The sequence below is a fragment of the Adlercreutzia sp. ZJ242 genome (genome assembly GCF_011038995.1).
Classification (GTDB): domain Bacteria; phylum Actinomycetota; class Coriobacteriia; order Coriobacteriales; family Eggerthellaceae; genus CAAEEV01.
The window spans coordinates 41190-56132 of the sequence record NZ_JAAKEE010000005.1; the positions used below are offsets into that span (position 1 = coordinate 41190).

Sequence of the window (14943 nt, forward strand, 5' to 3'; positions counted from 1 at the left end):
TCTCGGGCGCGCGGGCCCGCGTTGGGGAAAGGGCGTAACGTGAAGTGTAGCACGCGGGGGCAACGGCGGGGCAACGGGGGCGCAGCCTTTCGGGACGACGTCCCTGCCGATGCCCCTCTTGCCCCGCGCCGGGGCGCTAGAACCTCGATATCGTCTCGATGCCGTGGCTTCGGGTGGCCTGGTCCACGATGTCGACCACCTGCTCGATGGGGCGGCTGCGGTCGCCCGTGAACCAGTGGACGAACACCGACAGCGTGCCCGCGATGTAGAAGCGCAGCAGGTAGTCGAGCCCCTGCTCGTCAACGGCGTCGCGGTCGGCGGCGTTGGCGAGCACGGCCTTGCGGACGGGCTCCTTGAGCGCCTCGACCATCTGGTCGATGGACAGCGACGAGATCACGTGCTGATAGAGCACGGCGTCCTCCTCGACCACCGCCGCGAGCTCCACGAGCACGCGCTTCATGCTGATCGACGGCGCGTCGCCCGCGTCCGCGGCGGCGGGCCGCGAAAGCGCGCGCGCCACCTTCTCCACGAGCACGTTGGCCTCCTGCTCGATGAGGTCGTCGATGGAGGAGAAGTGGAGGTAGAACGTCTTGCGGTCGATGTCGGCCTCGCGGGCGAGCGCGCTCACGGTGATCTTGCCGAGCCCCTTCTCGGAGAGCAGCTTCAGGAACGCCTGGCGGATGGCCTTCCGCGTCTTGATGATGCGCCGGTCGACCTTCTGCGGCGGCGCGGCTTCCAGGTTGGTGCTTGTCAGTGCCATGTGACTCCTCTTTTCTTGCTATCTGTCCATTAAACCACACTATGCGCTGCTTTCCGCGCCGCGCTTCGCCGGCGGGCTCGATGCGCCTTATTCCGCAATAGTCCTTGCGCAAGGCACGTGTTCGCGTATACTGTCTGCTTGGCCTTGCGCGGTTGCGCGGGCCGCATATCCGTTTATCCAGAGTCGGGGGAGAGGGTTGGCTTGGTGATCCCGACACCAACCTGGCGCCTGCCAAGGTGGTCCGGCCAGCATCGATGAAGGAGGAATACCTCATGACGACATCAAACTACCTGTTCACGTCCGAGTCGGTGACCGAGGGGCATCCCGACAAGATCTGCGACCAGATCTCCGACGCCATCCTCGACGCCATCCTGGAGAAGGAGATCGAGCTCGAGCGCGCGGGCTACGTGGCGCCGAACGGCCAGCCCGCCGACGTGAGCCAGGTGCGCTGCGCCTGCGAGACGCTCGTGACCACGGGCACCGTCATGGTGACCGGCGAGATCCGCACGCAGGCCTACGTCGACGTGCCCGCCATCGTGCGCGAGGTGGTCACGGACATCGGCTACGACCGCGCGAAGTACGGCTTCGACGGCAACACCTGCGGCGTGATGAACTCCATCCACGGCCAGTCGCCCGACATCGCGCAGGGCGTCGACGAGTCGTGGGAGGTGCAGCACGGCGCCGACGCCGCGACCGACCCGTACGAGAACATCGGCGCGGGCGACCAGGGCATGATGTTCGGCTACGCCTGCAGCGAGACGTCCACGCTCATGCCGATGCCCATCTACCTGGCGCACCGCCTGGCCGAGCGCCTGACCGAGGTGCGCAAGGACGGCACGCTCGCCTACCTGCGCCCCGACGGCAAGACCCAGGTGAGCGTGCGCTACGCCGACGGCGCGCCTGTGGGCGTGGAGAAGGTGGTGGTCTCCACGCAGCACTCCGACGACGTGGAGCACGCGACGCTGCGCGCCGACATCATCGAGCAGGTCATCAAGCCGGTGCTCGCGGCCGAGGGCGTGGCGCTCGCCGACGACGCCGAGATCTACGTGAACCCCACCGGGCGCTTCGTCATCGGCGGCCCCATGGGCGACGCGGGCCTCACGGGCCGCAAGATCATCGTGGACACCTACGGCGGCATGGGCCGCCACGGCGGCGGCGCGTTCTCCGGCAAGGACTGCACGAAGGTGGACCGCTCGGGCGCCTACGCGGCGCGCTGGGTGGCGAAGAACGTGGTGGCGGCGGGGCTCGCCGACCGCTGCGAGGTGCAGATCGCCTACGCCATCGGCGTGGCGCGCCCGGTGAGCGTGATGGTGGAGACGTTCGGCACCGCGCACGTGCCGACCGATGCCATCGAGCGCGCGGTGGCCGAGGTGTTCGACCTGCGCCCGGGCGCCATCATCGACGAGCTGAAGCTGCGCCGGCCCATCTACCGCAAGACGGCGGCCTACGGGCACTTCGGGCGCGAGCTGCCCGAGTTCACCTGGGAGGCCACGACGAAGACCGGCGCGCTGCGCGCAGCCTGCGGCTTGGAGTAGGGGCGGCGCGCTGCGGCGCGCCGGCGCGGGGCGGGGCGACGCGCCGCCCGTGCTGCCTTCGCCGCCGGCCTGCCCTTCGCTGCTTGCGTTGTTGTCCCTGGCGGGGCGGCTTGAGGCCGCCCCGCTTTCTTTTCACGGCGCTCTCCTGTGGTTATAATGGGCTTCGGTAAAGCTGATCTTTTCGGTAAGGTTTATGGGAAGCTCGAAGCTCAGACACATCGCCGCCATCCTCCTCGCGCTCGCCTTGGCCGTCGTCGCCATCGGCGCGTACATCACCCAGCTCAACCGCGTGGTCGCCGACAACATGCTCCTCAGCATGAGCGAGGTGTCCCAGCATGACGTGGAGTCGATCGAGGCGTCCATCGAGATCTCGCTCGACCGCCTCGAGGACATGGAGAACCGCTTCGAGCTGCACGGATATGACGCCATCGCCGACCTGCAGGACTACCTGCGCGTGGAGAGCGCCGCGTCCGAGGCGTTCAACGAGGTGCTCCTCCTCGACGAGGCGGGACGCCTCTACACGAACGCGGGGCGCGTGCTCGACCCGAGCGAGCACGACTACGAGGACTTCTTCCCCGCAGGGTCGAGCCGCTACGTCATGCGCCTCAACGGGAGCGACGGCGTGCTTCGGGCCGAGGACGAGGCGCTGCTCTACGGCATCAAGCTCGAGGACGTCGCGGCCGAGGGCGTGCGCTTCGCGGCGCTCCTCGGCGTGTGCGACATCAGCGACGTGCGCAACCAGATGCGCATCGAGAGCTTCGGCGGGCGCGGCTACAGCAGCGTCATCGGCGAGGACGGCTTCTACGTGGTGAACGCGCGCCGCATCCTGGGGCGCGGCGACGGCTCGACGTTCTACGAGGTCATGGACGGGGCGCAGTTCGATGACGGCATGGACGCGGCCGCGGTGCTCGCACGCGCGGGGGCGCGCGAGACGTTCGCCACGTCGTGCCTGATGCCCACGGGCGAGCACCTCATGCTGTCGTTCGCGCCGATCGAGGGAACGAGCTGGACGTTCGGGATGGCGGTCCCCAAGAGCGTGTTCGACGAGCGGGCGAGCAGGTTCGTCACCATGACCATGGTCATGCTCGTCGTGGTGGTGTGCGCGCTCGGCGTCATGGCGGCGCTTCTGTTCCGCTATCTGCACCGCAGCGTGGAGGCGAACGCCCGCGCCGAGGCGCGCGCCGACTTCCTCTCGAGCATGAGCCACGAGATCCGCACGCCCCTGAACGGCATCATCGGGCTGAACCACCTGATGGAGCGGCACTTGGACGACCGCGCGCAGATGGCCGAGTACGTGGCGAAGATGGGCAGCACGGCGCGCTACCTGCTCGCGCTCGTGAACGACATCCTGGACATGTCGAAGCTGCAGGCGGGCAAGGTCGAGCTGTCGATCGACGCGTTCGACCTGCACGAGCTCGTCGACGCGCTCTGCGCGATGCAGCGCGAGAACGTCGAGGGCCGCGGGATCCTGTTCGAGTGCGCGCGCGACGTGGCGTGCCCGCGCCTCGTGGGCGACGCCGTGCGCATCAAGCAGATCATGATGAACATCATCTCGAACGCGGCGAAGTTCACGCCCGCAGGCGGCGTGGTCTCGTTCTCGGTCACGCAGGACGCGCCCGCGGGCCATGAGGTCACCACGCGCTTCGTGGTGGCTGACACGGGCTGCGGCATGAGCCGCGAGTTCATCGCGCACATCTTCGACGCGTTCTCCCAGGAGGCGACGAGCTCTGCCGAGGGGCAGAAGGGCACGGGGCTCGGCATGTCGATCAGCTACCTTCTGGCCCAGCAGATGGGCGGCGACATCCTGGTGGAGAGCGAGCTGGGGCGGGGAAGCCGCTTCGAGGTGGTGCTCCCGCTCGAGGTCGCGGCCGCGGGCGCGGAGGAGGGTGCGGAAGAGGGCGCTGGCGCTGCTGGGGGTGACGGCGCGGGCGTCGTCGTGGGCGCGGAGGGCGGCGTCGTGGGCGCGGAGGGCGGCGTTGCGGGCGCGGGCTCGGGCGCAGCCGCCGCGGTGGGCGCGGCTGCCGACGCTGGCGCCGACGCGGCCGCTTCCGAGCCGGCTTGCGCGCCGGGGCGGGCGCTCTCGGTGCTCGTGGCGGAGGACAACGAGCTCAACGCCGAGATCCTCGTGAGCATCCTCGAGGAAGAGGGCATGGCCGTGCGCGTGGCCGCAAACGGCGAGGAGGCCGTGGCCGCCTTCGGCGCGTCGGACGCGGGCGGCATCGACGTGATCCTCATGGACGCGCACATGCCGGTGATGGACGGCTACGAGGCCGCGCGCGCGATCCGCGCGCTCGACCGCCCCGACGCGCGCACCGTGCGGATCATCGCCTGCACGGCGAGCACCTTCAAGGAGGACCAGGACCGCGCCGTCGCCAGCGGCATGGATGACTTCGTCGCCAAGCCCATCGACGTCAAGACCCTGCTCGCCAAGCTCGCACGCGTCCCGAGAAGCTCCTAGCCCCGGCTTCGCGCGCCCCTTCGCCGTGGTGCCCGGGTGCTATACTCTTGTGCCATGAAACTCGCTTCGGTCATCCTGGACATTCCCACGCAGGCGCTTGACGCGCCCTACACCTACGCGGTCACCGAGGCGTCGGGAGACGTCGAGGTGGGCTGCGCGGTCCTCGTGCCGTTCGGGCGGCGCCGCGCGGTGGGGTTCGTGGTCGGCGTGCGCGAGTCCGAGGAGGCTGCCGCGCATGCCGCAGGCGGCGCGTCTCCCGCATCCGCCGCGCAGGCGCCCATCGAGGCGCACTTCGGGTTCGGCGCCCAGTACGAGGCGCCCAGCCCCCAGACGGGCTTCGCGCGCGACCGCGCCGCCAAGCTCAAGCCGATCGAGCGCGTGCTCACCGTCCCCTTCTTCGACGAGGAGGGCGCGGCCTGCGCGCAGTTTCTGGCCGCGCGCTACGTGGCGCCGCTCTCTGCGTGCGTGCGCCTGTTCACGCCGCCCGGCGGCGTGCCGCGCCTCGTGCACGGGCGCGATGGGAGCTGGCGGCTCGAGCAGCCAGCGGTCGGCGAGGTCGACGACCGCTGGGTGACGCTCGGCCCGGCCGCCGAGGGCTTCGTCCCGCGCAGGAACGCCGTCAAGCAGGCGCAGGTCATCGAGGCCGTGCGCCGCGGCGACGTGCGCATGGCCGAGCTCTCCCTCGAGTTCGGCAGCGTGTCCGCGGCCGTGCGCGCGCTCGAGGAGAAGGGCGTCGTGCGCGTCGAGCGCCGCCGCCGCATGCGCGGCGTCGCGGGCGCTGGCAGGGCGGCTGCTGGCCGCGCGGGCGCCGCAACCGGACCCGCCGCAGCCGGAGCCGGATCCGCCGCAGGCGGTCCCGCTACCCCCGCGACCGGGTCCTTCGCGACCGCTACCCTTGCGCCCGCCCAGCCCGGCTTCACGCCGTCGGCGAAGCCGCACCTCACCGAGGGGCAGGCGTCGGCGCTGCGGGCCGTCGAGGACGCGCGCGCGGCAGCCCGCGGCGAGGTGGTGCTCGTCGACGGCGTGACGGGCTCGGGCAAGACCGAGGTGTACCTGCAGGCCATCGAGGCGGTGCTGCTCGAGGGGCGCAACGCCGTCGTGCTCGTGCCCGAGATCTCGCTCACGCCGCAGACGGTGGCGCGCTTCCGCGGGCGCTTCGGCGACGCCGTGGCCGTCATGCACTCGCGCATGAGCCAGGGCGAGCGCTTCGACCAGTGGGACTTCATCCGAAGCGGCCAGGCGCGCGTGGTGGTGGGCGCCCGCAGCGCGCTGTTCACGCCGCTGGCCGACGTGGGGCTCATCGTGATCGACGAGGAGCACGAGGGCTCCTACAAGCAGGACAGCGCCCCGCGCTACGTGGCGCGCGACGTGGCGGCGTGGATGGTGCGGCGCTCGGGCGGCGCGCTCGTGCTCGGCTCGGCCACGCCCTCCATCGAGGCGCTGCACGCGGCGGCCACCGACGAGCGCTGGACGCAGGTGTCGCTTCCCGCGCGCGCGAACGGGCGCCCGCTTCCCGCCGTCGAGGTGATCGACATGGCGGCCGAGTTCCACTCCGGCTCGCGCTCCATGTTCTCGCGCCGCCTCGCCCAGGCGCTCGCAGACGAGCTGCGCGCGGGCCGCAAGGCGGTGCTTCTGCTGAACCAGCGCGGGTTCGCGAAGTTCCTGCTGTGCCGCGACTGCGGGTTCGTGCCCGAGTGCCCGAACTGCGCGACGTCGCTCACGTACCACGAGCAGGGCGCGAAGCTCGTGTGCCACCACTGCGGCTACGCCGCGCCCGCGCCGCCCACATGTCCCGCGTGCCGAAGCCCGTACCTCAAGAAGTTCGGCGCGGGCACGCAGCGCGTGGAGGCCGAGCTGCGCGCGCTGCTCGACGACGCGCCGGGCGTGGGGCCGGGCGTGCCCGTCATCCGCATGGACGCCGACACCACGCGCGCGAAGGGCGCGCACCAGCGCCTGCTCGACCAGTTCGCGGGCGCGGGCGCGGCGGTGCTCCTCGGCACGCAGATGATCGCGAAGGGACTCGACTTCGACGACGTGACGCTCGTGGGCGTGATCAACGCCGACACGCAGCTGCACCTGCCCGACTACCGCGCGGGCGAGCGCACGTTCGCCCTCATCGAGCAGGTGGCGGGCCGCGCGGGCCGGGCGGATCTGCCCGGGCGCGTGCTCGTGCAGACCTACGAGGCGTCCTCGGTCGCCATCCGCGCCGCGGCCGCGTACGACCGCGCGCTCTTCCTGCGCGCCGAGCTGCCGAAGCGGCGCGTGCTGGGGTACCCGCCCTACGTGCGCATGGCCAACGTGCTCATGTGGGGCAAAGACGAGGCCGCGGTCAGGCGCGTGGCCGAGGAGCTGCGCGCCGAGCTGGCGAAGCTCGTGTTCAACGTGGCGGGGGATCGCTGGCAGGTGCTGCCCGCCAGCCCCTGCGTGCTGTCGAAGCTGCGCGGCACCTACCGCTGGCACGTGGTGGTGAAGTGCCCGCGCGAGGACGACCTCGCCTCCGTGCTCACACGCCTGTTCCGCGCCCGCAAGGCCGACCGCGAGGTGAACGTGGCGGTCGACGTCGACTGCTACGACCTGCTCTGAGGGCAGGGCGAAGGCTCGCCCCGCTTGGCGCTTCCGCCGTCGTCAGGCAAGAGTAGAATGGATGACGAGGGGGAGTCGCCAACGATTCCTCTTTGAGATGCGAGCAAAGGACGAGAATGCCTTCGAATGATCGTTCAGCCCAGTTGCAGGACCTTTGCAAGGACCTGTTTCGGCCAAGGGGAGCCGATGGAAAGCCCATCGCGACGACCGACTTCGCCACGCGCCTTCTCCAAGTGATCCGCAACCTGAACGAGTCGCGCGCCATCATCCTCGAGCGGGCGAAGGGGTCGGATCGCGCTTTCTGGGATGCCTTCGAGAGGGAATCGGGCGTTTTCTTCGCCTGTCGCATAAGCCGCGGTATGAGGGCGCTTCCGAGCAGGATAGACTCCCTCTACGCCCAGCACCTCGCAGGCTCTTTCGCTCGAACCATACGATGGTGGTTCGAGCAGCCGCAGGAAAGGGACGAGATGGAAGTCCTCAGGGCGTTCAGCGCGATCTCGGGGCTTCGCCTCTTCGCCGCGCAGGAACCGGGCGGGGAGGGCAGGGCTGCGGTCAATGAAGACGCTGACACCAAGACGTCGATCAAACTTGCCCTGGGCAGCGTGCTCGCGGAAAAGCCACTCGACCAGGTGTCAGTCAACGAGGTCGCAAAGGCTGCGTCCGTCAGCAGGTCGACGTTCTACAGCCACTTCCATGACGTCTATGAGGCATACATCGAGCTGATCAGGGATTCGCTGTATCGCACGAGCTCATGAGGACGGATCAGGTCGCCTGCGCTCGAAAAACTTGCTGGACGATAGGGCGCCTATCGTCCAGACTTTTCGCTTCGCCGCCTCCGGTTTGCTAGGCTGTGCAAAACGAGCGAGAATGCGCCCGGTTGCCCTCGGCGCTCCTCGCAGCTTGGGTCAAGCCTCTTCTGAAGGGGAAAGCACATGGACGGGCACGCAAACGGGTACGCAAACGGGCGCGCAAAGAGCAGCCCCATCTTCACGTCCGGCTTCGTCAGACTGTTTGCATGCAACCTGTCTCTCGTGGTCATCTACTTCCTCCTCATGACGACCATGGCCCTTCACGCAGCAACCCTGTACGGCGTGGACCCCGCGCTTGCCGGCCTCACCGCATCTGTCTTCCTCGTCGGGGGCATAGCGGGGCGCGTGGTGTGCGTTCGATTGGAATGCAGGTTCTCGCTGAGGCAGATCGGCTTGGCTTTTCTCGCGTTGCAGACCGTGGCGGTGGCCCTCTACTTCATGGAGTTCGTGGGGATATCGTTCCTCCTGGCCGTGCGTCTCTTGCATGGCGTGGCTTTCGGGGTTGCCAACACGGTCGTGCCTGCGCTGGCGATAGACGGGCTTCCTGCCGGGCGCCTCGGTGAGGGCACGGGCTACTTCATGCTGTCGAATACGCTGGGGATCGGCATAGGCCCCCTGATGTCGGTCTTGATCGTAGTTGGAATAGACTACAGCGTCCTCTTCTCGATCTGCCTCGTGCTGTCGGCGCTCTCGCTGGTTCTGCTGCGGACGTATCGCGAGCCGGCGGCTGCAAAGGGGAGGTCGATCGCTTCGATCCGCGCAAGGAAGGCTCCGATCGTAGACTCCTCCACGGTGAAGTTCTCGTTCTTCATGTTTCTCATCGCGTTCGCGTACTCATCGATAAATGCGTTCGTCGAAAGCTATGCCGATGAGCTTGGCTTGGGGCTCTTCGCTCCGTTCGTGTTTTTGGTCTATGCGGCGGTGCTGCTGCTGATCCGGCCGGTGACGGGCAAGCTGATGGACCGGTACGGGGAAGATGTCATCCTCTATCCGTCGATCGCCTCGATGGGGGCCGGCTTGATCTTGGTTGCGTTTGCGCGAGACCCCCTCTCGCTTTTGGCGTGCGGCGTGTTCATGGCCACCGGATTCGGAACGTGCATGTCCGTAGGGCAGGCTGCCGCCGTGAAGATATCGACGAGCTCGAGCACCTCGCTCACAGTGTCCACGTTCTTCATCCTGTGCGACACAGGGTGCGGGATCGGGCCGTTCGTCCTGGGGTTTCTGGTGTCAAGCTGCGGCTACGAGGTGATGTACGTGGCCTGCGCGCTCATCGCATTCGCGACAACGATCTACTACCGCCTGATCCGATAGCCCAACGGCAAGCCGGGCGGGAATGAGCGCGGGCGTCCTTCTTGGGCGCTCTGGGTCGCACGGCCGGCTCGCATGACGCGTCTCCTGCGTCCCCGCGCCTCGCTAGAGCAAGCCTTGCCTCCCCAGCATGAGGAATCCGAAGGCGGTGGCGGCGCCCATGAGGATGAGCGGGATCACCACGTTCTGCAGGCTGAACGGCGAGGCGTCGTCAGACGGCGTGGGCTGGGCGCCTTTCGCTCTCTTCGAGCTTCCCGACGCGGGGCGCTCGTCCTCGTCCCAGCGCGCCGCCGCCTTCTGCGAGGGGGTCATCTGCCTTTTCTTGCTCATGGGAAGTCCCTTGCATTTTTCACGGGTCGTTTTGGCAGAAATCTTCAGATGTTTGCCCTCTCAAGCTCCCAGCAACTACCATTTTATCGGCTCATGCGCTCTGGGGCCGACAAAACCCCAGGTCGAGTTTTGATGAAGGATGCACTGTCGCTGCAAAGGCTCGTTTGGGGACGCGAAGGAGACAAACATCTGAAGATTTCTGGCAAAATCACGCAGAAATTCTGCATGCGGTCCCCTGTTGCCTGCTGCGCCGCGTTGCCAGGCAGCCGAAAGGCTCGGGTGCGTCTCTCTCGCTCCGGTCTTCCAGGGGCATCCTCTGTCATCTTGAGCGGAGCGTCCGCAGGGCGCGGAGCCGAAGGATCTAGTCGCAAGTGAGATGACCGCGCGAACGCGCTACGCCCAGAGCTGGATCCTTCGAAAGGGCGCCAAAGAGACCTTTTGGCTCGGATCCTACGCATCGAGGTCGATCAGCGATGCGAAGAAGTCGGGGCCCTCTTGCCAGAGACCTGTGTCAAAGTCGTAGAGCACCTCGTAGGCGGGGGATAGAAGGGCGGCGGCTCGCACCTCCTCAAGGGGCTTGCCCGTGCTTCGGGCGAGGTCTTGCACGGCATCTGCGAAGCGGTCGATCTGGCTGAGCATCTGGATGCTTGGACGGCGTCCGTTTCTTACCGCACGCGGGATGGGTCTTGAACTTGGGCGCTGGGAGGTGTATCCTAATTTGCTGAATCTTTGCGCCCATAATGGCGAAGCTATGCCCATAGGGCGCCCTTCATAGAAAGGAAGATCGCGTGGCAAAGGCCTCATCGAAGAAATCTACGCAAGAAACCAAGGTCGCCGAAGACGTCGTCGAGGAAGTCATCGAGGACGAGGACGTTGCGGACATCGAGCCTCCCGCAACCGAGGCGATCGAGAGCCATGCCGACAGCCTTGCCGACGACAAGCTCGAAGTGGGAGTTGAATCTGAGGAGGACCTGCTCGAGGGCATTCCCGAGGAGGAGCTCAAGGCCACCATGGACGCGCCGGCGCTGCCGAAGGTGAGCGCGCGCGCGAAGTCGAGGGTGCGCAAGCGCACGGCCGATGCCAACGTCACCATGCTCACGGGCGACCCGGTGCGCATGTACCTGAAGGAGATCGGCAAGGTCCCGCTGCTCACCGCAGCCGAGGAGATCGACCTTGCCATGAAGATCGAGGCCGGCGTGGCCGCCACCGAGGAGCTTGAGCGCGCCGAGGACGAGGGCGTCGAGCTCGACCGCCGCGAGAAGCGCCGCCTCTCGCGCATCGAGCAGGTGGGCCTTGACGCGAAGCAGCAGCTCATCGAGGCGAACCTGCGCCTGGTGGTCTCCATCGCCAAGCGCTACGTGGGTCGCGGCATGCTGTTCCTGGACCTGATCCAGGAGGGCAACCTGGGCCTCATCCGCGCGGTCGAGAAGTTCGACTACACGAAGGGCTTCAAGTTCTCCACGTACGCCACGTGGTGGATCCGCCAGGCCATCACGCGCGCCATCGCCGACCAGGCGCGCACCATCCGCATCCCCGTGCACATGGTCGAGACGATCAACAAGCTCGTGCGCATCCAGCGCCAGCTCCTGCAGGAGCTCGGGCGCGAGCCAACCCCCGAGGAGATCGGCAAGGAGATGGGGCTTCCCGCCGAGCGCGTGCGCGAGATCCAGAAGATCTCGCAGGAGCCCGTCAGCCTGGAGACGCCCATCGGCGAGGAGGAGGACTCCCAGCTCGGCGACTTCATCGAGGACGACGCCGCCGTGGTGCCGCCTGACGCCGCGTCCTTCTCCATGCTTCAGGAGCAGCTCGGCAAGGTGCTCGACGGCTTGGCCGAGCGCGAGCGCAAGGTGATCTCCCTGCGCTTCGGGCTCGAGGACGGGCATCCGCGCACGCTCGAGGAAGTCGGGCGCGAGTTCGGCGTGACGCGCGAGCGCATCCGCCAGATCGAGAGCAAGACGCTCGCGAAGCTGCGCCATCCCTCGCGCTCTTCGAAGCTGAAGGATTATCTGGAGGACTAGCGCGCCGAAATCAGCCGAGAACGGCTTTTGGCGCTTCGGCAAGGCAAGGACCTCGTCCTCGCTGCCCGACGGGGAGACCCGCGAGCTGGGCGGCAGGGGCGGGGTCCTTGCCTGTGAGGGCGGCTTTGCAACCCCTCCTCGCGGGGGGTCGCTGCAGGGCATACGACACGAGGTGGGGAGACGCATGACGGTCCGCGATCGCGACAACAAAATCGAGTTCTTCGCCAGCTGCCTGGCGGGCTTCGAGGCGGCCTTGGCTGACGAGCTGAGAGCGCTGCGCGTGCGCAGCATCCGCCCGCTCAAGGGCGGCGCGGCCTTCCTCGGGCGCCCGATTGACGCCGAGCGCGTGTGCCTGTGGTCGCGCGTGGCCTCGCGCGTGACGGCGGTGGTGGGCCGCGTGAACGCGGGCGACGCCGAGCTTCTGTATGCGGGCGTCTACGACCTGCCGTGGGAGGACGTGCTGGCGCCGGGCGCGAGCGTGGCCGTGCGCGCCTTCGGCACGAACGCCGAGCTGCGCAACACCCAGTTCACGGCGCTCAAGGTGAAGGACGCCCTGTGCGACCGCCTGCGCGCGCGGACCGGCGAGCGGCCGAACGTGAGCCCGCACGATGCCGACCTGCTCGTGGACGTGCGCGTGCGCGACCGCCGCGCCACGATCTCGGTCGACCTGGCGGGCGAGTCGCTCTACCACCGCACGTACTTCGACGGGCGCGACGGGGAGGATGCGCCGCTCGCCTGCGCGCGTGCGGCGGGGATGCTCGTGGCGGCGGGCGCGCCCGCGCGCCTCGCGGAGGGCTGGGGCGTGCTCGACCCGGCGTGCGACGCGGGGTTCGCGGTGTGCGAGGCGGCGGGCATGGCCGCCGACGCGGCGCCGGGGCTCCTGCGCGAGCGCTGGGGCTTCTACGGCTGGGCGCGGCATGACGACGACGCGTGGAACGACGAGCTCGCGCGCGCTGACGAGCGCCTCGAGCGCGGCCTGGAGCGGCTGCTGGCCAACTCGAGCTCCGAGGGCCCGCTCGGCATCCCCGACCCGGCGCACGTGCGCGTGGTGGGGCTCTCGACGTCCTCGCCGGCTATCTCGAGGGCGCGCGCCCACCTGCGCAACGCGGGGCTGCGCGCCGTGGCGAGCGTGGAGGCCGCCTCGCTCGACGACGCGGCTGCGGTGGAGCGCCGCCTCGCAGGCGTGGTGAGCCGCTGCCGCGCGGACGTGGCAGGCGGTAAGGAGGCCGACGTGGCGCTGCCTGACGGGGCTGCCGAAGGGACGTCGGCGCCTGCCGTCCCGGCGCTGCTCGTGGTGAACGCCGCGCCGATCGACCGCGACGAGGGCGATGCCCGCGCCGTCGCGGAGGAGGCGGCCTTCATGGCGGCTGCCAAGGGGGCGCCGGCAGGCTCGGTGTTCGCTGCGGTGGGCACGCGCGGCTTCGCGGGACGCTTCGGCGTGGAGCCGACGTGCGTCCAGGTTACGGGAGTGGGGCGCATCGAGGGCACGCTTGAGGTGTTCGACCAGCCGCCGCGCGCGCTCGCGAGCATCACGCTGCCCGACGCCCACGGCGGGGCCGACCACGTGGTGGAGGTGAACGACGAGCAGGCCGCCCAGTTCGCCGCCCGCCTGCGCAAGGTGGCGCGCGAGCGGCGCAAGTGGGCGCGATGCGAGGGGATCTCGTGCTACCGCCTCTATGACGCCGACCTGCCCGACTACAACGCGGCCATCGACGTGTACGAGGGCGCGGGCGCCTCGGCGGGCAAGACCTACGTGCACGTGGCGGAGTACCAGGCGCCCTCCTCGGTTGACGCCGAGGTGGCCCGCCGTCGCTTCGACGACGTGCTCGCCGTAGTGCCGGTGGTGCTCGACGTGCGCCCCGACCACGTGTTCTCGAAGGTGCGCACGCGCTCGAAGGGCGGCTCGCAGTACCAGGGCGCGCATCGCCGCTCGTACGTGGCCTACACCGAGGAGGCGGGCCTCACGCTTGAGATCGACCTGGGGGGATACCTTGACACGGGGATCTTCCTCGACCACCGCGTCACGCGCGGCATGGTGGGCGAGGAGGCCCGCGGCGCGCGCTTCTTGAACCTGTTCGCCTACACGGGCACGGCGACGGTGCACGCGGCGGCGGGCGGCGCGGCTGAGACGACCACGGTGGACCTCTCGCAGACCTACCTCGACTGGGCGCGCCGCAACATGGAGCTCAACGGGTTCTCGGGGCGCGAGCACGCCTTCGTGCGCGCCGACGTGATGGAGTGGATCCACGCGGCGCGGCGGGCGCGCGAGGAGTTCGACCTCATCTTCGTGGACCCGCCCACGTTCTCGAACTCGAAGGCCATGGGGAAGCGCACGTGGGACGTGCAGCGCGACCACGTGGAGCTGCTCATCGGCGTGTCGCGCCTGCTCGCGCGCGGGGGCGCCGCGGTGTTCTCGTGCAACCTGCGCACCTTCAAGCCCGATCGCGAGCAGCTCGAGCGCTACGGCGTCGAGATCGAGGACATGACGGCCGACACCATCCCGCACGACTTCGAGCGCAACCCGCGCATCCACCAGTGCTACCTGGTGCGCCGCGCTTAAGCGCGCCTTTGCCTGCGGGATTTCTGCGAGAATCGCTGTGAAATCCTGCAGGTAGCTCCTCGAAGTGATCGCAGCGCCTGTGCGTGCTGGGCATGAGAAGCTCGGGCGAAGCTTCGCGCGGCCTTTCGACGTGGAGATTTTTCACCGAAAGGGGAAAATAGGGTCTTGCGCAGCGCGCGCGTTTCGGTATAATTCTTTCTTGCGCGTTGGGACATGAGCGTTCCAGCAGCTACATTCCTCGGTAGCTCAACGGCAGAGCATCCGGCTGTTAACCGGAGGGTTGTAGGTTCGAATCCTACCCGGGGAGCCATAAAACTTCAGGTCAGCGCCCGTTTTTGGGCGCTGATTTCTTGCTGTCGAGTGCAAGTTCCCGCCCCTGGTGGCAATCCGCCGACAACGGCGCTTTCCCATCCACCCCTCAGGTGATTCTGGATGAAACATGCCCGTTATCGGTGGTTTTTCGAGAAAAGTGGATGCGAAAGCGCCGTTGTCGGTGGTTTTCGGGGCCCGAATCGCCGATAACGGGCGTTTTCCATCCAGCTTCTCGGAGTCGTGGATGAAAAGAGGGCGTTGTCGGTGCTA

10 protein-coding genes and 1 tRNA gene are annotated in these 14943 nt (G+C 68.3%); 8 read left to right on the forward strand and 3 right to left on the reverse strand.

The window, feature by feature from the left end:
• Window positions 1–136: 136 nt before the first annotated feature.
• A complete protein-coding gene (locus G7Y49_RS02665) occupies window positions 137–760 on the reverse strand; it encodes a TetR/AcrR family transcriptional regulator (RefSeq protein WP_165170953.1) in 624 nt (207 codons plus the stop codon).
• A gap of 272 nt (window positions 761–1032) precedes the next feature.
• Between G7Y49_RS02665 and metK the strand changes: the two genes are divergently transcribed.
• The 5 genes from metK to G7Y49_RS02690 all read left to right on the forward strand — a co-directional run bounded on the left by metK (window position 1033) and on the right by G7Y49_RS02690 (window position 9456).
• On the forward strand, window positions 1033–2295 hold the full coding sequence (gene metK / locus G7Y49_RS02670; RefSeq protein WP_165170955.1) for a methionine adenosyltransferase: 1263 nt from the start codon (window positions 1033–1035) through the stop codon (window positions 2293–2295).
• A 193-nt stretch (window positions 2296–2488) separates the two neighbouring features.
• A complete protein-coding gene (locus G7Y49_RS12065) occupies window positions 2489–4753 on the forward strand; it encodes an ATP-binding protein (RefSeq protein WP_206214528.1) in 2265 nt (754 codons plus the stop codon).
• A gap of 54 nt (window positions 4754–4807) precedes the next feature.
• Window positions 4808–7336: a primosomal protein N' gene (priA, locus tag G7Y49_RS02680; protein ID WP_165170957.1), complete on the forward strand. Its 2529-nt coding sequence runs from the start codon at window positions 4808–4810 to the stop codon at window positions 7334–7336.
• 116 nt (window positions 7337–7452) lie between these two features.
• The gene (locus tag G7Y49_RS02685; protein WP_165170959.1) at window positions 7453–8091 is read left to right on the forward strand and encodes a TetR/AcrR family transcriptional regulator; all 639 of its coding nucleotides are present in this window, start codon (window positions 7453–7455) and stop codon (window positions 8089–8091) included.
• 177 nt (window positions 8092–8268) lie between these two features.
• Window positions 8269–9456: an MFS transporter gene (locus G7Y49_RS02690; RefSeq protein WP_165170961.1), complete on the forward strand. Its 1188-nt coding sequence runs from the start codon at window positions 8269–8271 to the stop codon at window positions 9454–9456.
• 102 nt (window positions 9457–9558) lie between these two features.
• Here G7Y49_RS02690 and G7Y49_RS02695 read toward each other — a convergent pair whose 3' ends face one another.
• Both G7Y49_RS02695 and G7Y49_RS02700 read right to left on the reverse strand, forming a co-directional pair.
• Window positions 9559–9783 (reverse strand): hypothetical protein, encoded by a 225-nt coding sequence (locus tag G7Y49_RS02695; protein ID WP_165170963.1) that lies wholly within the window; start codon window positions 9781–9783, stop codon window positions 9559–9561.
• A 450-nt stretch (window positions 9784–10233) separates the two neighbouring features.
• Window positions 10234–10422, reverse strand: a complete 189-nt coding sequence (locus tag G7Y49_RS02700) for a hypothetical protein (RefSeq protein ID WP_165170965.1) — start codon at window positions 10420–10422, stop codon at window positions 10234–10236.
• Window positions 10423–10571: 149 nt separating this feature from the next.
• Here G7Y49_RS02700 and rpoD point away from each other — a divergent pair, with 149 nt between their 5' ends.
• The 3 genes from rpoD to G7Y49_RS02715 all read left to right on the forward strand — a co-directional run bounded on the left by rpoD (window position 10572) and on the right by G7Y49_RS02715 (window position 14671).
• Entirely contained in the window at window positions 10572–11801 is a 1230-nt protein-coding gene (gene rpoD / locus G7Y49_RS02705; protein ID WP_165170967.1) for an RNA polymerase sigma factor RpoD, read from the forward strand.
• 184 nt (window positions 11802–11985) lie between these two features.
• Window positions 11986–14361 (forward strand): class I SAM-dependent methyltransferase, encoded by a 2376-nt coding sequence (locus G7Y49_RS02710; protein ID WP_165170969.1) that lies wholly within the window; start codon window positions 11986–11988, stop codon window positions 14359–14361.
• Window positions 14362–14596: 235 nt separating this feature from the next.
• Window positions 14597–14671 (forward strand) — tRNA-Asn (locus G7Y49_RS02715).
• Window positions 14672–14943: the final 272 nt, after the last annotated feature.

Coding starts and splice junctions, on each gene's coding strand:
- G7Y49_RS02665 (WP_165170953.1), bottom strand. CDS start 760: ATGGCACTGACAAGCACCAACCTGGAAGCCGCGCCGCCGCAGAAGGTC.
- G7Y49_RS02685 (WP_165170959.1), top strand. CDS start 7,453: ATGCCTTCGAATGATCGTTCAGCCCAGTTGCAGGACCTTTGCAAGGAC.
- priA (WP_165170957.1), top strand. CDS start 4,808: ATGAAACTCGCTTCGGTCATCCTGGACATTCCCACGCAGGCGCTTGAC.
- G7Y49_RS12065 (WP_206214528.1), top strand. CDS start 2,489: ATGGGAAGCTCGAAGCTCAGACACATCGCCGCCATCCTCCTCGCGCTC.
- G7Y49_RS02700 (WP_165170965.1), bottom strand. CDS start 10,422: ATGCTCAGCCAGATCGACCGCTTCGCAGATGCCGTGCAAGACCTCGCC.
- G7Y49_RS02690 (WP_165170961.1), top strand. CDS start 8,269: ATGGACGGGCACGCAAACGGGTACGCAAACGGGCGCGCAAAGAGCAGC.
- G7Y49_RS02695 (WP_165170963.1), bottom strand. CDS start 9,783: ATGAGCAAGAAAAGGCAGATGACCCCCTCGCAGAAGGCGGCGGCGCGC.
- metK (WP_165170955.1), top strand. CDS start 1,033: ATGACGACATCAAACTACCTGTTCACGTCCGAGTCGGTGACCGAGGGG.
- G7Y49_RS02710 (WP_165170969.1), top strand. CDS start 11,986: ATGACGGTCCGCGATCGCGACAACAAAATCGAGTTCTTCGCCAGCTGC.